General features: G+C 73.8%; 8 protein-coding genes. 6 read left to right on the forward strand and 2 right to left on the reverse strand.

Features of this window, described 5'->3' with window-relative positions:
* The first annotated feature begins 71 nt into the window (after positions 1-71).
* The 4 genes from CP984_RS30810 (at position 72) to CP984_RS30825 (ending at position 8120) form a co-directional block, all read left to right on the forward strand.
* The gene (locus CP984_RS30810; protein ID WP_003984022.1) at positions 72-767 is read left to right on the forward strand and encodes an alpha/beta fold hydrolase; all 696 of its coding nucleotides are present in this window, start codon (positions 72-74) and stop codon (positions 765-767) included.
* Between the two features lie 221 nt (positions 768-988).
* A complete protein-coding gene (locus CP984_RS30815) occupies positions 989-1600 on the forward strand; it encodes a sigma-70 family RNA polymerase sigma factor (RefSeq protein ID WP_003984020.1) in 612 nt (203 codons plus the stop codon).
* On the forward strand, positions 1597-3390 hold the full coding sequence (locus CP984_RS30820) for a hypothetical protein (protein ID WP_050498935.1): 1794 nt from the start codon (positions 1597-1599) through the stop codon (positions 3388-3390). Before CP984_RS30815 ends, CP984_RS30820 begins: the two co-directional genes overlap by 4 nt.
* The gene (locus CP984_RS30825) at positions 3387-8120 is read left to right on the forward strand and encodes an FtsK/SpoIIIE domain-containing protein (protein WP_078587130.1); all 4734 of its coding nucleotides are present in this window, start codon (positions 3387-3389) and stop codon (positions 8118-8120) included. The genes CP984_RS30820 and CP984_RS30825 overlap by 4 nt, the downstream gene beginning before the upstream one ends.
* Positions 8121-8190: 70 nt before the next feature.
* Here CP984_RS30825 and CP984_RS30830 read toward each other — a convergent pair whose 3' ends face one another.
* The gene (locus CP984_RS30830; protein ID WP_003985481.1) at positions 8191-8499 is read right to left on the reverse strand and encodes a hypothetical protein; all 309 of its coding nucleotides are present in this window, start codon (positions 8497-8499) and stop codon (positions 8191-8193) included.
* An 82-nt stretch (positions 8500-8581) separates the two neighbouring features.
* Positions 8582-9592, reverse strand: coding sequence for a hypothetical protein (locus tag CP984_RS30835; protein ID WP_030184388.1), 1011 nt, complete (start codon positions 9590-9592; stop codon positions 8582-8584).
* 234 nt (positions 9593-9826) lie between these two features.
* On the opposite strand from CP984_RS30835, the gene CP984_RS30840 reads away from it, so the two are divergent.
* Positions 9827-18646 carry a putative T7SS-secreted protein gene (locus CP984_RS30840; protein ID WP_003985483.1) on the forward strand — a complete coding sequence of 2940 codons (8820 nt, stop codon included), beginning with the start codon at positions 9827-9829 and terminating at the stop codon, positions 18644-18646.
* Positions 18643-21429 carry a right-handed parallel beta-helix repeat-containing protein gene (locus CP984_RS30845; RefSeq protein WP_003985484.1) on the forward strand — a complete coding sequence of 929 codons (2787 nt, stop codon included), beginning with the start codon at positions 18643-18645 and terminating at the stop codon, positions 21427-21429. The genes CP984_RS30840 and CP984_RS30845 overlap by 4 nt, the downstream gene beginning before the upstream one ends.
* The last annotated feature ends 24 nt before the right edge of the window (positions 21430-21453 follow it).

Below are 21453 nucleotides of genomic sequence, written 5' to 3' on the forward strand. Positions count from 1 at the left end.
TGGCGTGTGCGGGAAGAACCGACCGGTGCGCCGCCCGACCGCGGCGCCGGAAATGGCAGAAAGGTTCCGTCATGCAGCTGCACACCCACGAGTGGGGGACCGGTGAGCGGGTCGCGGTGCTGGTCCACGGCATCATGTCGGACCACCGCACCTGGCGCCGGGTGGGCCCGGCGCTGGCCGACCACGGTTACCGGGTCATCGCCGTCGACCTGCGCGGTCACGGCGCGAGCCCGCGCGGCCCGTACAGTGACGCGCTGTTCGCCGACGACCTGGTGGAGACCCTGCCCGCGAACGTCGAACTGGCGCTGGGGCACTCCCTCGGCGCGATGGCGCTGTCGCTGGCCGTGGAACGGCTGAACCCGAAGCGCGCCGTCTACTCGGAGCCGGCCTGGACCCGCGGCAACACCCGGCTGCCGATGGACACCGCGTTCTTCGCGGAGTTCAAGCACGCCTCCCCGCAGATGGTGCGCAGCTTCAACCCGCGCTGGGAGGAGGCCGACGTACAGCTGGAACTGGCGACGATCGACGCCTGGGACGAGGCCAGCGCGCTCGCTCTCTCCGGCAGCCACCAGGAGGAACGCATACCGGAGCGGGCGGTCGTGCCCTCCCTGGTGCAGGTGGCGGGGGAGGGCTTCCTCTTCACGGAGTCGGACAAGGAGCGGGTGGCGGCGCGCGGCTTCGAGGTCCGTACGGTCGAGGGCGCCGCGCACGTCATCCACCGGGACGACTTCGACGGCTTCATGAAGTCGCTCGACGGCTGGATCTAGCGGAAGGTGCCTGGTCGGGGGCGTGGATGCCGGAATTGGTGCCGAATGTTCAAAGTTGCACCACAGGCCGCCCGGCCGGGTATGGCGCGGGGTGCCGGCGTGCTGCCCGGGTGTTTTGCCGCGCTCGGCGGCGGCTGATTAGGGTGTGGTCCGTGGTAGTAGCAACCACCCGCCCCCGGCCTGCGGACCGGCGTCCCGATACCCCCTGAGGCAGCACGACGATGACCGAACCGGCGACTTCGGCCCGAGGCCCTGCCGCCGCGCCGGAGCGCCCCGGGCCGGTCCCCCCGCCGCCCACGCGGCCGTTCACCGAGGACCGCATCACCCGCCTCGTCCTGACCCATCGCCAGCCGCTGTTACGGTACGTCACCGGCCTGTTGCCCGCCGACCCGCAGCGCGCGGAGGACGTCGTCCAGGAAACGCTGCTGCGTGCCTGGCTGGAAAGCGACGTGACGCGCGTCCGGGACACCCGGCGCGAGGCCGGGTGGGAACCGGGACTGCCCTGGCTGTTCAGGGTCGCCCGCAACGTCGTGATCGACTGGAGCCGGCGCGACAGCTCCCGGCCGGCCGTGCCGACCGGGCTGCCGCCGGAGACGGCCGGCCCCGCGGACGACATCGCGCACGTCGTGGAGCGGACGCACGTCGTCGGGTTGCTCGCCCAACTGTCCCGCCCCCATCGAGAGGTTCTGGTGTACACATACCTGCTCGGCTGTTCCGGCCCCGACACGGCGCACGCGCTGGGCATACCGCCCGGCACGGTGAAGTCCCGGCTGCACCACGCCATGCACCACCTGCGGCGGGCGGCCGCGCCCGAGGCCGGGGAGCGCGGATGAGCGGCGTCGGCCACGCGGCGCCGCCGGGCACGGCGGCGCACGCACCGCTGCCGCTGGCCCTCGGCATGCCGGACCGCAACTCCTGGCTGATCCTCATCGGCTTCCTCGTCGCGCTCGTCCTGATCCTCTGGCTCATCGGCCGCGCCGTGCGCAAACAGGGCGGCTTCCGCCGCGCCTGCCGCCGGATCGCCTGGGAGATCCGGATGACCGCGCGCGCCTTCACCGCGCCGCTCCGCGCGTACCTGCGGCACCGGCGCTGCGCCCGGACGCTCGCCGCGTACTTCGCCGACCCGGCCGCGTACGACACCGCGCGCGCCGCGCTGGACCGCGCGGACGCGGACACGGGCGACGGCTGCTACGCGCCGGCCGTCCAGCTCGCGCAGACCCGCGACCGGGTGCGTGTCGTCATCGCGGGCCGTGACCCGGCCGGTGCCGCCGGCCCGGTCCTGCCCTGGACGGACGCGGCGGGCGAGCCGGGGGAGTGGACCTGGTCCGCACCGGCCGACGCGGTACGGGGCCCCGCGGGCCACGGCCGGGCCGTACGCCTGCCGCTCGTCCTGGGCGTGGACCGCAAGGTGCCGGGCGTGGTGCTCGTCGACTGGCTGCGCGGCCCCGCTGCGCTGGGCGTCGAGGGCGACCCGCAGGTGTCCCGCAGCGTGCTCCAGGCGCTGGCCGCGCAGGTGGACCGGATGCCGGACGGGCCGCCGGTCCTGATCACCGCGGGCGTCCATCCGCGCTTCCCGGGCCGCCCGCTGGACGACGTGCTCGCGGAACTCGCCGCCGGTGCTTCCGGCCAGGGACCGGCCGCCGGGCCGGATGCCCAGACCCCGGACCCGACGGCCGTTCCGGTGGTGGTCTGCTGGGCCCCCACGCCCGAACAGGCGGCACGCCTCGCGGACCTGTGCGCGCGGGGACGCGCCCGCGCGCTCGTCGGCGGCCGGCTGCCCGGCGCCTGCTGGGTCCTGCACGCCGAACCGGACGGGCGGGTGCTCGGCCCCGGCCCGCGCGTGGACGTGGAATCGCCCGCGCTCGGCCCGGCGGTGGCCCGCGCGGTACGGCGGCGGCAGGCCGCCCCGCATTGCGTGCTGCCGGGGGCCGGTATGGCTGCGGGTACGGTCCCGGCCGGGCCGCCCGTGCAGCCGGACTTGCACAAGTCGGAGCCCGCATCCGTACGGAATGCAGAGCCGGTCCAGGACCCGCGGCAGCCGGAGCCCGCATCCGTACGGCACGCAGAGCCCGCCCCGGGCCCGCGGCAGCCGGAACCCGTCGCACCGCGGCAGCCGGAACCTTTCGCCGCTGCCCAGCCCTCCCCGGACTTCGCCGAACCCGGGCGCTCCCCGGACCTCGCGGAACCACGGCCCGCCCCGGACTCCGCCGAGCCCGTACGGGAACCGGCAGCCGCCGTCCGCCCGTCCGAGCCCGGCCCCGCCGCACCCCCACAGCCGCCCCGTAAGGACAGCGCACCGCGCGAATCCGCCGCTCTGAACGCCGACTTCGCCGAGCCCGAGCCGGGCGCGGGCGCAGGTGCGGGAGCATCCGCACCGGCCCCGGCACCGCCCCCGGCCGCGCCCGCTCCCCGCCAGGCAGAAGCCTCCCCGGCACCCGGTTCCGGCACCGCTCCCGGCGCCGACTTCGCGGAACCGGACTTCGCGGAGCCGGACCTGGCCGAGCCCGGGTCCGCCGCCGCGCCGCCCGGCCTGGCCGGCGTGTCCGCCGCGGGCACCTCCGAAGCCGACTCCGACCCCGCCGCCACCGGCGATCCCCAGGAACGGACTCCCCGAACCCCGTGAGACTCTTCGTCACCCTCGCTCCGGCCGCCCCGGAAGCCTCCGCCGCGGCCGGGGCCGGCTCCCCGCACGCCGCCCCCGAGCGGCGCGACCTGGTCCTGCACACCCCGGGCTCGACCACCGTCGGCGCCCTGGCCGCGCGCCTCGCCGGCCAGGGCGCGGCCGAGGACGCGCCGCCCGCGCTCTTCCTCGGCGACCGTGAAGTGCCCGCCAACCTGCCGATATCCGCCAGCGGGATACGCGACGGCGCGACGCTGGGCCTCGGCGGCCCCGTACCGCCCGACCCGGACGGCGGCTACGGCCCCGAGCGCACCGAACTGCCGCCGCCGTCCCGCTCCGCCGACGGCGAGCGGCTGCCCCGCGCGCCCCGCGTGGAACTCCAGCTGATCGGCGGGCGCGGTGCCGGACGCGTCTGGCCGCTGGACGTCGGTACGCACACCATCGGCCCGGCGGCGGGCAGTTCCGTACGCCTGACCGGCCGGGACGTGCCCGCGACGGGCATTCGCGTCACGGTACGCGCGGACGGCACGGTGCTGCTGGACCCCGGCCCGGCGGCCCGCAAGCCCGCGAGCACCGGCGCCGCGGCCGGCCACCGCACCGACGTCGGCCTGTCCGTGCCCGAACCGCCCCCCGCCCGGCCCCGTGCCGACGCGACCCCGCTGCCGCCCCCGCCGCCGCCCGAACTGCCCGACCCGTACGCCGACACCCACCAGCCGCTCCCGGCGGGCTGGTCGGAGTGGCCGCTCGGCGGTGAACTGCGGCTGGGCGAGTACCTGCTGCGGGTGGCCGAGCCCACCGAGGCGGACGCCGCCGTCGCCACCTCCGAGGACGGCGCGTACCTGGACTTCAACCGGCCGCCGCGGATCGTGCCGCCGCTGGTGCCGGAGCGGTTCACGCTGCCCTCGCCGCCGGTGCCGCCGCCCCGGCGCACCATCCCGCTGCTGGTGGTCATCGCGCCGATGTTCATGGGCGTCGGCATGGTCGTCTTCCTGCACTCGTACTTCTACCTGATGTTCGCGTTCTTCAGCCCGGTGCTCGCCATCGGCAACTGGCTCAGCACCAAGCGCAGCGGCTGGCGCGACTTCCTGACCTCGGTCGCCAACTACCGCGCCCGGCGCGCCTCGCTGGAGCAGGACGTCAAGGGCATGGTCGAGCGCGAGCGCGGCCTGCGGGTCGCCGCCGGACCCGACCCGGCCGCCGCCGGCATGTGGGCCGTCGGCCCCGGCGCCCGCCTGTGGGAGCGCCGCCGCGGCCACCCGGACCACCTGCTGCTGCGCGTCGGCACCGTCCGCCAGGCGTCGCTGCTGACGATCGAGGACGCCTCCCGCGAGGACAACCACCGCTCCGTCAACTGGCAGATACCGGACATGCCGATCGGCGTGGACCTGTGCGGGGACGGGGTCGTCGGCATCTCCGGCGAGACCGACGCGGCCCGCGCGCTGGCCCGCTGGACCGTCGCGCAGGCCGCGATCCTGCACAGCCCGCGCGACGTACGGATCACCGTGCTCACCGACGCGGCGGGCGCGTCCGCCTGGGAGTGGGTGCGGTGGCTGCCGCACGCCCGCCCCGGCGAGGGCGGCGTCGCCGCGCCGCCCTCCGGCGGGCCCACCGTCACCGTCGGCAACGATCCGGAGACGGTCGCCAACCGGGTCTCCGAACTGGTCTCCGCGATCCGCTCCCGGGCCCGTGCGCGGGAGTCCGCGATGGGTGGCGCGCTGCTCGCCGAACCGGACCTCGTCGTCGTCCTCGACGGCGCCCGGCGGCTGCGCGACGTGCCCGGCGTGGTGCAGGTGCTCAAGGAGGGCCCGGCCGTACGGGTCTTCCTGATCTGCCTCGACCAGGAGGAGCGGATGCTCCCCGAGGAGTGCGTCACCGTCTGCGCGGTCGGCGCCCGCGAGGTCACGCTGCGCCGTACCGGCAGCGCCGACCTCACCGGCATCCGGCCCGACCTGGTGGACACCGGCTGGTGCGAGCGGATCGGACGCGCCCTGGCCCCCGTACGCGACGTCACCCCGGACGGCTCGGACGGCCTGCCGGACCGCGTCAAGCTGCTGGACCTGCTGGGCCTGGAGCCGCCGCAGGCCGCCGAACTGGCCGCCCGCTGGACCAAGCGCCCGGCCTCCACCGGCGTCCTGCTCGGCACCGGCTACACCGGTCCGGTCACCTTCGACCTGGTCAAGGACGGCCCGCACGGCCTGATCGCGGGCACCACCGGCGCCGGCAAGTCCGAACTCCTCCAGACGCTGGTGGCCTCCCTCGCGGCGGTCAACCGGCCGGACGAGATGACGTTCGTGCTCGTCGACTACAAGGGCGGCAGCGCCTTCGCGGGCTGCGAGCGGCTGCCGCACGTGCTGGGCATGGTCACCGACCTGGACAGCCACCTGGTCGAGCGGGCCCTGACCTCGCTGACCGCCGAACTGACCCGCCGCGAACGCATCCTGGCCGACGCGGGCGCCAAGGACCACACCGAATACCGGGCGATGCGCCGCCGCGACCCCGCGCTGGCCCCGCTGCCCAGGCTGCTGCTCATCATCGACGAGTTCGCCACCCTGGCCCGCGACGTGCCCGAGTTCGTGCCCGGACTGGTCGGCATCGCCCAGCGCGGCCGCTCGCTCGGCCTGCACCTGCTGCTCGCCACCCAGCGCCCGGCCGGCGTGGTCACCGCCGACATCCGCGCCAACACCAACCTGCGGATCTCGCTGCGCGTCACCGACGCCCTCGACAGCCAGGACGTCCTGGAGGTCAACGACGCGGTCAGCATCTCCAGCGACACCCCGGGCCGCGCCCTGGCCCGGGTCGGGCACCGCTCGGTGCTGCCGTTCCAGACCGCCTTCGTCGGCGCCGTACGCGACGGCGCGCAGGCCGCGCCCGCGGACGACGGGGACACCCCGGCCGGGCCGCAGTCCGAGGCGGACGTGTGGACCAGCGAACTGACCTGGTCGCTGCTGGGCCGTACGGCCGCCGAGCCCGCCGAGGAGACCGCGGACCTCTTCGACGCCATCCAGGAGGCGATGGACGAGCGCGACGCGGCCACCGACCTGACGGTCCTGGTCGACGCGGTCCAGGAGGCCGCCGAACAGCTGAAGATCGAGCGGCAGCCCAGTCCGTGGCTGCCGGCGCTGCCGCACGCGGTCAGCCTGGCCGAACTGCCGGAGCTGCCCGACCCGGCCGACGGACGCCTCGCGCCGGTCCTGTGGGGCGTGGCCGACCTGCCGGGCGCCCAGCGCCAGGAGCCCCTGGAGCTGGACCTCACCCGCTTCGGGCACCTGTACGTCCTGGGCACCCCGCGCTCCGGCCGCTCCCAGGTCCTGCGCACCATCGGCGGCGCCCTGGCCCAGCGGCACTCCAGCGCCGACGTGCACCTGTACGGCATCGACGCGGCCGGCGGCGCCCTGGCGGCCCTGTCCGAACTGCCGCACTGTGGCGCCGTCGTACCGCGCGCCGACCTGGAACGGCTCGGCCGCCTGCTGACCCGCCTCACCGCCGAGATGAGCGCCCGCCAGGAACTGCTCACCTCGCACGGCGCCGCCAACCTCACCGAACTGCGCGCCCTGCTGAAGCCCGCCGAACGCCCCGCGCACGTCGTCGTCCTGATCGACGGCTGGGACTCGCTGGCCGCCCTGCTCGGCGACCACGACAACGGCCGGCCGATACAGGAGCTGACCGCGCTGATCCGCGAGGGCGCGCCGATGGGCCTGCACGTCATCGCCACGTCCGAGCGGGCCCTGATGACCGGCAAGGTCGCCTCGCTCAACGACGAGCGGCTGCTGCTGCGGATGTCCGACCGCAACGAGTACAGCCTGGCGGGCATCTCGCCCAAGCAGGTGCCGGCCGTCGTCCCGCAGGGCCGCGGCTGGCGCGGCGGCAGCGGCATCGAGGTACAGGTCGCGCTGCTCGGCGAGCCGACGCAGGGGCCGGTCACGGGCCGCGACCAGGCCGAGGCGCTCAAGCGGATCGGGGAGCGGGCCGCCCGGCGCGACCGCGACCTGCCCGCGGCCCGCCGCCCCGCGCGCGTCATGAGCCTGCCCCGCCAGGTCTCCTTCACCGACGCGTACGAGAAGGTCCCGGCCGCCGACCGGCGCCCGCTGTGGGGCCTGATCGGTGTCGGCGGCGACGAGCTGGGCGCCATCGGCGTGGACTTCGCGGCCGACGCGCCGTCCTTCCTCGTCAGCGGCCCGCCCGGCAGCGGCCGGTCCACCGCGCTGACCACGCTCGCGGTGTCCCTGCTGGCGGGCGGCACCCGGGTGGTCGCGCTCACCCCGCGCGAATCGCCGCTGCGGGGCCTGGCCCGGCACCCGCGGGCCGTGGTCATCACGGACCCCGACCCGCTGGCCGACGAGGTCACCGCGGCGCTGAACGCCGAACCGGGGCCCACCGTGGTCCTGGTGGACGACGCCGACCTGCTCGCCCAGCTGCCCGCGGCCGACGCGGCGCTGCGCGAGGTCGCCACCACCGGACGCGACCGCGGCATCGGCCTGGTCGCCGCCGCCACCGCCGAGACGCTGACCTCGGTCGGCATCGGCTGGCTGGGCCTGGTGCGGCGTGTACGCAAGGGCATGCTGCTCTCGCCGCAGTCACCGGGCGAGGGCGACATCCTCGGCGTACGGGTGCCGTACGACCTGCTGCGCGGCCGCCCGACGCCGGGCCGCGGCCTGACCGTCGACCCGGTCACCGGCGCACTGGTGTCGGTGCTGGTGCCGGAGACGGTGCTGCGCGACGGGGACGCGGGCTGACCTCACGACGGTGCCCCGCCACCGGACCTGGCGTCCGGTGGCGGGGCACCGTCGTGTCGTACGGCCGGGGTCAGCCGGCCTTCTTGGTGCCGGCCGCGATGTCCGCGTCCATCTTCTCGATGTTGTTCTTGATCTGGTTGAACTGGTTGGCGAAGGAGTTGATGCTCTCCACGGCCTTCTGCAGCGACGCGGTGAGGTTGGTGTACGACTCCTTCAGCGCCGGGCTGCTCTGCTGCATGAACATGCCGTTGTCGAGCAGGCCCTCGACGGTGGTCTTGGTGCTGATCAGCAGCGGGTTGATGTCGTTGACGGCCTGGTTCATCACGCCGGAGACGCGCTGGATCTCGTTGTAGTCGATGTTGATGTTGCCTGCGGGCATGGTGCTGTCTCCCTGGATCGATGGGGGGATGGGTGGAACGTCCGGACGGGGTCCGGGTGCGCCGGGCCGGGGGGAGGGGCCGTCAGTCGTCGGACTTCTTCGGCTTCCAGCCGGTGTCCCCCTTGGCGTCGTCGCTCGTCCACTCCTCCGTCTTGCCGTCGGTCACCACGGTCTTGGTGCCGCTGCCGTCCTCCTTGACCTCGATGGTGGTGGTCACCTCGTGGCCGTTGAGGTCGACGGAGGAGTGGGTCGTACCTTTCACCGTCTGCTCGTTGCCGTCCTCGTCGGGACCGACGGTGGTGTACGTGGTCTTGGTGTCCCGGTGACCGGTCTTCTGGTCGGTGACCGAAGTGGTCGTGCCGGTCGTGGTGCTCTCGTTGCCCTCGGTGTCCTTCGTCTTGCTCGTGAAGTCGTCCGTGGTGGTCTTGTGCTCCGTCGTCTCGGTCGTCGACGAGGTGCCGGTGGTGTTCGTGACGTTGCCGAAGACGTCCGTCGACTTCGAGTCGTAGGTACCGTCGGGGTGGTAGTTCGTGGTGTCGGTCGACTTCAGACCGGTCCTGGTCTCCATCGTCGTGGTGATCTTCGTCGGCTCGCCGTCCGGCCCGTACTCGTACGTCGTGGTGGTCTTGTTGCCGTGCCCGTCGTCGGTGGTCCACTCATGGGGGCGCTCACCGGGCTTCTCGGGCTCCTTGGGCAGCAGGGACGGGTCGATGTCCGGGTGTTCCTTCTTGGCCTGCTCGACCGCCTCGTGCCAGGCGTTCCACTCCTTGTCGCGGGCCTTCCACAGGTCGGAGGAGATCTGGGCGCTCTGCTTGGCCGCCTTGTTGGCCAGGTCGAAGTCCCAGTCGGCCCACTTCTTCGCCACGCCGTCGTAGAGGTTCTTGAGCTTTTCCAGCTTCTCCTCGGAGCGCTTGAAGGAGCCCTTCCACGTCGAGTAGTACTTGCGGATCGCCGCGACCGCCGTCCGGCTGCCGACCTCGTCGACGGAGTACTCCTGCTTGCTCTCGCGGGCCTGCTTGACCTCTTCCTTGAGCTTGCCGGCCTTCTGCGCGACATCGTTGAGCAGCTCGTAGTCAACGGCTATGTCGGACACGGTCACACCCTTCGCGCGCTCGGAGATCACTTTCCGTCTCCACTGGTCAAACGCAACTCGAAGCCGATCGGTTCACCCCGGCACCGGGGAAGCGGGGCGAAGTGATGTCGTTCACACGATGAACCGATCGGGCCGCAGATACGTAAACGTAGGTGTGGTGTCTTCTGTTGCCGCTGCGCCTGACGCGCCGGCCGGGGCACCTGTGAACGGAACCACCGTGGGAGAGGAACAGGCTTGGCTACGCGTCCCGGAGACTGGGGTGCTCTCGGCCTCGACGGCGACCCGACCCCGGGTGACGCCGCGGCCATCACCACCATCGCCGACGCGATGCGCGACCTCGCCACCAACGCGGGCACCATCAACCAGGGCCTGAAGGCCCTTCAGCAGACCGCCGGCGACGGTCAGCGCTTCATCGGCAAGACCGCCGACCAGCTGCGCGACATGGTCGACGGCCACCTGCACAACTTCGTCGGCCATGTCGAGGAGTCCTTCCACCAGGCCGAGGCGGCGCTGCGCAAGTACGCCACCGCCGTCACCGACGCGCAGAGCGACGCCGACGCGGCGCTGACCGCCATCCAGGGCCTCGCCGACGACGACCCGCAGCGGGAGACCTACAAGGACCGGGCCGACGAGGCCAAGAGCGCGCTCAGCAGCGCGGCCGGCGCCCTGGACAAGGCGCTGACCTCGGCCGGGTCGCTGATGGTCCAGCCGGTCAGCGACTGCGACCTGTTCTGGGAAGCCTTCGAGTGGCTGACCATCGTCCTGTCGGTCATCGCCATCTTCACCGGCGGCGTCCTCGCGATCCTCGCCTGGGGCATGAACGCCGTCCTGCTCATCAAGACCATCGTCGACTTCACCCAGGGCAAGGCCAGCGGCCTCCAGCTCGGGCTCGCGTTCCTCGGCGTGCTCTTCCCCACCACCAAGGCCCTGCCGGTCGCCTCCATCGTCAAGGGCCTGGGCAGCGTCCTGAAGAACGGCCTCAAGGGCATCGCCGACATCGGCAAGGGCATCAGTGGGCAGATCGGCCACTTCTCCTCGCTGTACAACATGCCGAAGGTCGTGGTGGCGCCCATCGTCCTGGCCCTCCACGCGGGCTCCGGCCTGAACATCGTCAACGGCGTCAAGGGGCTGGGGAACCTGGCCAAGGGCGGCTGGGACTCGCTGGCGGGCACCGTCGTCAAGGACTGGGTGAACGTCACCAAGAACGTCACCGGCGACTGGGCCAAGGTCGGCGCGTACCTCCAGGTCAACTTCGGGCGGCTCGGACGGGCCGGCATCGCCACCGTGCTGCCCCTGGACTTCACCGAACTCGGCGTCCTGGGCCTCGGCGGCGCCGCGCGGCTCGCCTTCGCCGAACGGGTGCTGGGCATCCCGCAGCCGGAACTGCAACAGCTGCTGGCCAACGCGGGCCGCTGGGACGCGACGGTCCACGGCGTCGGCACCATCCACGTGAACGGCGCGGTGGGGGCGTTCCGGCCGGTTGGCGGAACCGGCGTGCACTTCGTGCCGGGCACCTTCGTGGACCTGTCGAGCCTGCACTTCACGCCCGGTGGCTGGCACGGCAGCTCCTTCTCCGGGGTGCACATGACGCCCGTCGCGCCGGTGAGGCCCGGCGGCCTCGGCGGCTTCACCGGAGCCGTCACACCGACCGGGATCAAGGCGTTCACCCCGGACGGGCTCGGCGCGTTCCGGCCGGTCGGGGTGGGGAACTTCAACCTCAACTTCACCAACCTGATGACGGGCGGTCCGGGGTCGTTCAACCCCGGGAGCCTGCACTTCTCCTTCCCCGGCAACCTGGGGAACCTCACCCACCTCACGCCGAAGGGGACCGTCGCGCACATCGGCGGGAACGTCCCGCACGGCATCACCGTGCCGAACGGTTCCTTCTCGCACACCGGCCTGCACCTCGACCGGCCCGGGCTGATCACCATGCCCGAGATGCCCGGCACGACCACCCACACCAGCGGGCTGACCGTGCCGGACGTCCACAACCCCGGCGCCACCCGGCTCCTCCACCAGACGGACTTCCAGGCCGGTCACGTCCGCATGGACAGCAACCTGCTGCTGTCCGGGGACACCGCCATCGACCTGCTCAAGGACGCCCACGGCTCGTCCGGGCTCGGGCACGTGGCCACCGACGCGCCCGCCGTCCGTGTCCCCGAGGCCTCCTTCGACGGCGGCTTCGTCCACGACATCGGCGACGGCCACTCGATGGCCCGCGGCGCCATCGGGTACGGCGAGGCCCTGGAGGACATGACGTTCCCCGAGCTGAACGCGCTCGCCAACGGCGATGTGACGGTCACCGGCTTCCACGGGGACGGCATCAGCGTCCGCATCGGCGAGGCGCCGCCGCGTACGTTCACCGCGCAGGACCTGGCGAACACGGTGCCCGGCGGCCCTGCCCGTACGGACCTGACGGGCGTACAGGCCGTGGCGGGGGTGCCGAACCCGGCGGGTGCGCAGCATTTGCCCGGCGCCCAGGGGCTGCCCGGCACGCAGGGCATGCCGGGTGTGCCCGGTGGTGCGGAAACGATCCGGCCCACGGGTGTCGGCGCGACCGGCGATCTTCCCGGCCCGTTGCGGGCGAAGGGCCCGGACGCCGTGCCCGGCGGTATCAAGACCCCGGATGTCACGGTCAACACCAAGACGTCCGGCACCGTCACCACGGCCAAGGCTGTGCCTCAACCGGCCGTAAACGAACACGACTTGGCGATGAGCCTGCTGGACACCGGCGACCGCAAGCCGGTCCCGTCCACCGGCCAGAGCGCCACCGGCCACAGCGCCACCGCCGACGCCGGCCCCTCCGGCGTGTCGGCCCGTCCCGACCTGGACGGCGCGGGCGCGTCCGGTGCCGCCGACCACAGCGCCCTCGACTTGATCGCCCACCCGGGCGGCGGCCCGACGAAGGCGGAGGACGCCGCCGTACCGGCCATCGTCAAGGGCACCGAACCCGCGCCCACACCGGTTCCCGCCCCCGCGCCGAAGACCGAGGCGCCCACCCCGGCGCCGGGCCCCAAGGAAACCGGGCCGGTCACCGCGCCCCCGGCCAACCGCTTCGGCGGCTTCTCCGGCGCGGCTGCCATGAACCAGCGCCTGCGCGCCCGCAACGACCTGATCCTCGGCGGCTCGACCGGCCCCGAGGCCGGGGCGAAGCTCAACGCCTGGGCCCGGTACGAGCACGCGGTGTCGGAGCTGGGGAAGGCCGAGCGCAAGGTGGACGAGCTGACCCCGCCGCCGGGCGCCGCCCAGGGCGAGCCCTCGCCCGCCCTGACCGAGGCCCTGGACGAACTGGGCGTCAAGCGCACCGAGGTCGCCCAGGCCGAGGTACGCCTGGACGAGCTGGGCATCGACGCCCAGCGCACCCGTAACCAGGTCAACGCCCTCACCGGCGGAATCTTCGGCGAGCACGGTGGCCCCCGGCCGCAGCCGGTCCCGCACGCTCAGCCGGAGACGCAGGCGGTCCCGTCCGCCGATGCGGGCAAGGCGAAGACCGGCGTGGCGGAGCCGCAGCCCGCGCCGGCGGTCGACAAGGGCAAGGGCAAGGCCGACATCGCCGAGCCCGAGCCCGTACCGAGCAGCCCCGTCCCGCAGCGTCCGACGCCGGAGAACCGGCTCGACTTCGGTCCCGGCACCGGGCGGGGCGCCCGCGACCAGGCACGGGACGACATCGTCACCGGGGGTACGAGCGGCCCGGAGGCCGAGACGCGGCTCGACGCCTGGGAGAAGTACCAGCAGGCGTCGTACGACTTGGGCCGCGCCCAGGAGAAGGTGGACCGCCTCGTACCGAAGGCGGACCGGCCGGGCCCGTCCAAGCCGTCCGCAGCGGCCGTCGACGCGCTGGACGACCTGGGTGCCAAGCGCGCCGAGTTCGCCGACGCGGAAGCGCGGCTCGGCGATCTGGGCATGGACCCGCACGACATCCGGCGGCAGATCGACGACGCGAACACCGCGATCGCGATCGACCGCGCGCAGCACGGCGAGTACGTCGGGCCGCTCGGCGGCGCGCCCGCCCCGCACTCCGGCGAGCCGCTGCCGGTCGGACCGCACGACTGGTCCCCCGCCCCGGAGGCGCCGCACGCCCTGTGGCCCGAACCGGGCACCCACGGGGCCGGTCGCACCATGGTCAACCAGTCCTTCCGCGACCTGCCGTACGCGGGCCACCAGCCGCTCACCGCCGACGGCTACCTGGACTGGATGCGGAAGAGCACGGGGGAGGGCCGCCCTCTGGCCTACGTGGTCAACACCATCGTCTCGTACCGCGAGATCGGCGGCGGCAAGCTCCAGGACTTCCTCGACTCCATCACCCGCGGCCTGGACGGCTACGACGGCCGCCTCGGCGTGGTGATCGGCGTCAACGGCAAGGCCGAGGACCTCGCGGCCATCCACCGCGCGATGGACGAGGCCCTGGGCTCGGTGCACTTCGACCACCCGCTGGCGATGGTGGCCACCACCTTCTACGGCGAGAACTTCCCGTACGGCACCATCCGCAACCTCACCATGACCAGCCCCGCGGCCCGGTCGATGGCGCACTCGATGATGCACGGCGGCGGGGCCGCTGGCCCCAGCCACCCGTACTGGGCCTTCATGGACTTCGACGTGTACGAGCACACCGTCCCCAGCGGCCGGCACGTCTTCGACCACTTCGACCGGGAGCTGAACCTGGGCCCGGGCGGGGCCGTGGACGACTGGGCCAAGAAGCTTCCCGACGACACGGGTGCCGGGGGAAAGGCGGCCGACGACTCGGCGGCGGTGCCGGACGTGCCCGACACCCCGCCGCTGCGCCCGCTGGTGATGACCGGCGGCTACCGGGTGCCCGCGAAGACCGGCGAGACGGTGATCGTCGACGGCGTCGAGGTGGACCGCTCGGCCGTGGACCTGGTCCGGGCGACCAAGACCCGCGGCGAGACGCCCGAGGGCATGGTCTTCACCCAGCAGCTGGTGGACAAGTTCGCGTCCGTCGTCGACTCCGACATGCGCATCCGCGCCAAGATGGCCGGCTTCCACGGGCTGCTGCCGTACGGGCCCGAGCCGAACCTCTTCGTGGACGCGGCCATCACCATGGTGGACGACGTGCGGCTGGCCGAGGGCGTCTGGAGGCCGGTCCGGTTCGGCGGCGGCACCGGTGAGTACAAGGGGCTGCGGGAGCGGCTCAATTACTTCAACGCCTGGGAACTGGACCAGACCCTGCCGGACGTCCCGGGCAACGCGGTCGCGCGGGAGATCGCCGCCGCCAACTCCGTGCTGCCCGACCGGGGCACCGCGTTCCTGGCCGACTTCGTCGACGGTGCCGTCCCCACCGACCTCTCGCGTCTGATGTCGGGCTACTACAAGCACGGCAAGGCCGGCGGCGTCGGCAACATGCCGCAGGAGCACCTGACCCCGAAGAACGTGGTGGAGCACGTCTTCGCCCGGGACAACTTTGACCTGGACCCGAGCCTGTCGCGCGCCAAGGACGACACGAAGTTCAAGGACATCCGCGAGGAGCTGACGAGGGGGAACTCCCCGGAGCAGGGCTTCAAGGACGATCCGCTCAAGCCCATCGGCATCGACGGGCGGCGTCCGGAGCTCAACGAGCACCCCCGTGCCACCGTCGAGCGGCTGGGCGCCGGGCTGGGCGCCGACCACAACACCCTCGGCCTGAACATCTCCCTCCGCGTACCGGGCAGGCCGGACGGGCTCGTGGTGGGCATCGTCCCCGCCGACAAGCGGTTCATCAGCCACGCGGTGGCCACCGCCCCCGAGGAACTGGCGTACAAGCGGCTGCAGAACTACGTCCTCGCCGAGGTCCTGCCCACGGGCGGCCTGCCGCACGACTCGCTGCTGCGCGCCCTCCCGGAGCCGCCCGCGGGCACCGGCCCGAAGGGCGCGCGGCCCGTGCCCGGCGCGATCCCGGACGCCCAGACGCTCCTGACGCAGGTACAGCGGCAGATGGGCAAGAACGGCCTCACCGACCTCTTCCACGACGTGTACGCCCGGGGCCTCGACGGCCGCGCGCTGTCCGTCGGCCTGGTCACCGGACGCCTCGGCCCGGACGTGACGGACATCGGCCCGATCGAGCAGATCATGCTGGAGCGCTACGCCAAGGCGTTCAACCGCCCCCTGGAGATCAGGGGCGCGGACGGCTCCACCCACACGGTCGGCGTCGACGCCCGCAAGCCGGGCCCGACGCTGTACCTGACCTGGGTCCCGGACCACGGCGGCCCGCACCCGGGGCACTGGCACCTGGGCGACGAGGTGCCCGCGCCGCCCGCCTCCTCTCTCACCCCGACGCCTCCGCCCGGACGGCTCGGCTTCGAGCCCGGGACCGGCCTGGCCGCCCGCGGCCAGGCCCGGCACGACATCGTCACCGGCGGTACGAGCGGGCCGGAGGCACAGGCACGGCTGGACGCGTGGGAGCAGTACCAGCGGGCGTCGTCCGACCTGGGACGTGCCCAGGACACGGCGGACCGGCTCGTACCCAAGGCGGACCAGCCCGGCCCGTCCAAGCTGTCCGACAGCGCCCTCGGCGCGCTGGACGAACTGCGCGCCAAGCGCGCCGAGTTCGCCGACGCCGAGGCACGGCTCGGCGAGCTGGGCATGGACCCGCACGCCGTACAGCAGCAGATCGACGACGCCAACCACGCGATCGCCGTCGACCGCGCACAGGCCGGCGAGTACGTCGGGCCGCTCGGCGGCGCGCCGTCCCCGCGCCCCGCGTCGCACGACGTCGAGATGACCGACGTACAGCCGGGGCCCTCGGGCCAGGGCGGCAACCACGCGATGCCCGGCCTGCGGTGGGACAACGCCCTCACCCGCGGCACCACGCCGGGCGACATCCGCGGCAACACCGCCTTCCGGGACCTGCACGGGCTCGACCAGCGGCCGCTGACCGGCGGGGACTACCTGGGCAACCTGCGTGACAGCCTCCGCGAGCGGCGTCCGGTCTCCTACATCGTCAACGCCGTCGTCAAGTACGACGAGATCGGCGGCGGACAGCTCGACGCCTTCCTGCGGGCGGCCACCGCCGGTCTGCCGGACGGCTACCGGGGGCGGTTCGGCGTGGTCATCGGCGTCAACGGCCCGGCGGGCGAGATGGACCGGATCAACGCAGCGGTGCGCGGCGCCCTGGACGGCGTGCGGGCCGACTTCCCGATCGCCGTCGTCGGCGTCGGCTGGCGCGGCGGCTCGTTCCCGTTCGGCACCGTCCGCAACACCGTCATGACCAGCCCGGCCAGCCGGTCGATGGTGCACGCGATGACGGCCGGCGGCGTCGACGGCGCCGGGGCCACCCACCCGTACTTCGCCTTCATGGACTTCGACACCTTCGAGCACACCGTGCCCAGCGGGCGGCACGTCTTCGACTACTTCGACAAGAAGTTCGAGATCCGCGGCGTCGAGCGGGCGGGGGAGCCGTCGTCGGCGGAGCCGCTGCGCCCGCTGATGATGACCGGCGGCTACCGGGTGCCCGAGCCGCCCGGCAACGGCCTGCCCGACCCGCTGCTGGTCAAGACCGACCAGCACCTGGCCGACGCCGAGGCGAAGGGCAAGGGCAAGGCCCGGGCGACCCCGCTCGCACCCGGCGAACTGCGGGTCACCCCGGAGAACCGGAACACCTTCAACCGGCGGATCGGTGCGGACATGGATGCCCGCACCGGCATCGCCGGCGGCCACCCGCTGCTGCCGTACGCGCCCGAGCCCAACCTGTTCGTGGACGCCACCGCGACGTTGGTGGACACCATGCCCGGGGTGCACGGCTGGCTGCCGCTGCGGTTCGGCGACGCCGGCGCCGAGTACCAGCATCTGAGCCTGGCGCTCAACACCTTCAACGCCTGGGAACTGGACACCACCCTGCCGCGCCTGACCAGGGACGACTTCCCACGGCTGGCGGGCGAGAGCGAGGACGACTGGCTCAAGCGGGTGGACGACGGCATCACCGACCGCGAGGCGCAGCGGCAGATCGCCGCGGGCAACCACACCCTGCCCGACCGCGGTGTCGCCTTCGTCGCCGAGTTCGAGAAGGCGGCCATCCCCACCGACCTCTCCCGGATCATGGCCGGGCTCTTCGGCAAGAGCGGGAAGCTGCTCCAGGACCACGCCGGGCTGGGGAACGTGGAGCGGCTGGTCGAGAGCAAGGACGCCAAGCGCGGGCTGGAGCTGAAGGACATCCGTGAGGAGCGCTTCAAGCTGTCCCCGGAGGAGGCGGACCGCGATCACCCACTGCGGCCGGTCATGAGCCCGGACCAGGAGCGCCCCCATGAGATCGCCGCGCGGCTGGGCGACAGGCTGGGCACGGACGCCAACCCGCTGGGCCTCAACGTGTCCGCCGGGCTGCCCGGCGACCCGACGATACGGGCCGGCATCCGCCAGGAGGACCTGCGGCTCATCACCCACGCCTATGCCCACAACGAGGCCCCGTCGCGGTTCCTGGCGCAGCTCGACTACGCCATCGTGTACCTCTCGCACCCGTCGCCGCCGACCTCGCTCTTCCACGCCTTCGAGAACGCACCCGGCAGGCTGGGCCTGCCCGCGGCGGAAGACCTCCTGCGCGGTGTGCGGGCCCAGCTGGAATACCGGGGCACCGTCAGCAAGACCCGTGTCGAGGCCGTGGTCGACGACGCGGTCGCGCACGGGACCAACGGCCGGGAACTGTCCATCGCCCTGACCACCGGACGGCTGCGCCGCGAGAACTTCCTCCCCGACGGCCTGGGCGGCTCCGCGGACCGGCCCGCCAGGAACACGGCCGAGGATCTCGCGCTCCAGTACTACGCCAACGCCCTGGGCCGCGAGCTGCACATCACCTTCGCCGACGGCAGCATGACCACCGTCGCCCCCGCGAAGCCGGGGAAGAAGCGGCTGCCGCCCCCGGTGGAGATCGTCTGGACGCCCGACCCGGACACCGTGCGCTACCCGGACGGCGGCCACTGGTCCGTGGCCGACGACCCGGCCCCGGCCGCGGGCGGCAAGCGTGGCCACGACGCCGCGGACGGACCGGGCGGCGACGCCCACACCAAGCGCCCGCGCAAGGGCAAGGGCCGGGCCGCCGACACCGACACGCCCATGGGAGGCGTCCGATGACCACCCACCAGGCGGCTGCGGACGCCACCGGCCACCAGGGCGCCACCGTCCATGTGACCCCGGGCAGCCCCGGCGCACTGGCCGCGGCCCTGGCGGCCGCCGCGCCGGGCGGCGAAGTGCGGGTCGCGGCCGGGACGTACCGGGAAGCGCTGCGCGTCGACCGGGACGTGACCCTGCGCGCCGCGGACGGCGGCCAGGTCACCCTGACCGCCCCCGACACCGCACCCGCCCTCGAAGTCCTGCCCGGTGCCCGGCTGACGCTGGACGGGGTGACCGTACGGGGCGGCGCGGCGGACCGGCCCGCCGTGCTGCTGTCCGGCGGCGCCACGCACTGGCACGGCGGCGGTACCGCATGCGGTCGCCTCGAAGTGCTGCGCGACGCCGCGCTCACCATGACCGGCGCCCGCCTGACGGGCGCCGCGCTGGCCGGCGCGCTGATCCGTACCACCGGTGCGGTCCGGCTGACGGACTGCGTGCTGGAAGGCGCCCAGGGCACCGGTGTCGTGGTGGGCGGCGACTCCCGGCTGGAGATGACCGGCAGCCGGATCAGGGGCGCCACCGGGTCGGGCGTACGGGTCCGCGAGAACGCGCGCGTCGTGCTGCGGGACTGCCTGATCGACGGCGCGGGCCGCAGTGGCCTGCTGTTCGAGGACGGGTCGGCGGCCCTGCTCGTGGACTGCCGGGTACGGGACTGCGGCGGCGAGGCGGTTCGGGTGCTGGACTCCTCGCCCGTACCGCGGGACGACGACCCGTACGAGGCGGCGGACATCGCGGCACCGGCGGAGGCCCGGGGCGGACTGCTGCTGTACGGCTGCGAGCTGACCGGCGCGGGCGCCGACGCACTGCACGTCGCCGGGTCGGGCGATGCCGTACTGGCGGGCTGCGTGCTGCGCGACGGCGGCGGCTCCGGCGCCACGGCGGGGGAGCGGGCCCGGGTGCGGCTGGCCGACACCCGGATCGTACGGACCGCTTCGGCCGCCCTGACCGCCCACGGCACGGCCCGCCTGGAGGCGCGCGGCACGACCGTACGCGACTCGGCCGCCAACGGCCTGCTGGCCACCGGCTCCGCGGCCGTGCGGATCACCGACGGCGAGGTGACCGACTGCCGGTTCAGCGCCGTGCACGCCGGGGGCACCGCCGAGGTGACGCTGACCCGGCTGCGCGCGGGCCGGACCCCCGAACACGGCCTGCACGCCGTCGCCGACAGCCGCCTCACGCTGTCCGAGGTGCACCTCACCGACTGCGGCATGTCCGGCCTCGACCTGTCCGGCGCCGCGGGCGCCGATGCTGCCGAACTGTCCGTCACGCGCTGCCGCAACGGCGTCGTCGCCGGTTCCGGCGGCCCGGTCCGGCTGGCCGGCTGCACGGTCACCGACGCCGAGCGCGCCGGGTTCAGCTTCGGCCCCGGCGGCGAGGCGGAACTCGACGGCGGCCGGGTGCTGCGCGCCGGGACCGCCGGGCTGGTGGTCCAGGACGGCGCCACCGTACGGGCCCGGGACGTGGAGATCACCGAGGCGGCCGGGTCCGGGATGGTGGTGGCGGCCGGCGCCGCCCCGCACGCCAGCGGGGTACGCGTCGTCCGCCCCGGCAAGAACGGCCTGATCGTGGACGCCAAGGGCGCCGGAGTCTTCGAGGACTGCGAGATCACCGGACCCGGCTACCCCGCCGTCCACCTGGGCGAGGCGGCCACCCCCGTACTGACCCGCATCCGCGTCCAGGACGCCGACGCCGACCTGAGCACCGGGGACGGCGCCGAGCCGGAGGTGCGCGACTGCGTCTCCTGGCAGGTCAAGGACGCGCACTGGCCCGCACCGATGGCGCCCGTACCGGCCGCCGCCACCGCCACGGCGGCGCCCGGCGGCACCCCGGCCACCGGCAGCGCGGGCGGGGACACCACCACGACGGCCCCGCCCACCGAGGAAGACCTCGACGAACTCCTCGGCGAACTCCACCAGTTGATCGGCCTGGACCGGGTCAAGCAGGACGTGGCCTCGCTCGTGAAGCTGATGCGCATGGTCCAGCGCCGCGAGGCCGCCGGGCTCGCGGCGCCGCCGCTCAGCCGCCACCTGGTCTTCGCGGGCAACCCCGGCACCGGCAAGACCACCGTCGCCCGGCTCTACGGGCGCATCCTGGCCGCCGTCGGCCTGCTGGAGCGCGGCCACCTCGTCGAGGCCGACCGCTCCGCGCTGGTCGGCGAGTACGTCGGCCACACCGGCCCGAAGACCCAGCGGGTCTTCATGGAGGCCATGGGCGGCGTGCTGTTCATCGACGAGGCGTATTCCCTGGCGCCCGCGCACTCCTCGGGCGGCAACGACTTCGCGCAGGAGGCCATCGCCACCCTCGTGAAGCTGATGGAGGACCACCGCGACGCGGTCGTGGTCATCGTCGCCGGCTACCCGACGGAGATGGAGCACTTCATCGACTCCAACCCCGGCCTCGCCTCCCGCTTCAACCGCACGCTGCTGTTCGAGGACTACGACACCGAGGACCTGGTGCGCATCGTGGAACAGCACGCGGCGGCCCACCAGTACGAACTGACCGACGCGGCGCGCGCCACGCTCGCCGGCTACTTCGACCACGTCCCCCGGGACGGCCGGTTCGGCAACGGGCGCTCCGCCCGGCAGACGTTCCAGGCGATGACCGAACGCCAGGCGTACCGCGTCGCGGAGAACGACGCGCCGTCCGAGGCGGACCTGCGGACGCTGTCCCAGCTGGACGTGCCCGAACTGGACGTACCGGAGACCGACCCGGCAGGACCGGGCGGGCCCGTCCGCCCGGCCTGACCCGCCGCCCCCGACCACTCCCAG

The organism is Streptomyces rimosus (genome assembly GCF_008704655.1).
Taxonomy (GTDB): domain Bacteria; phylum Actinomycetota; class Actinomycetes; order Streptomycetales; family Streptomycetaceae; genus Streptomyces; species Streptomyces rimosus.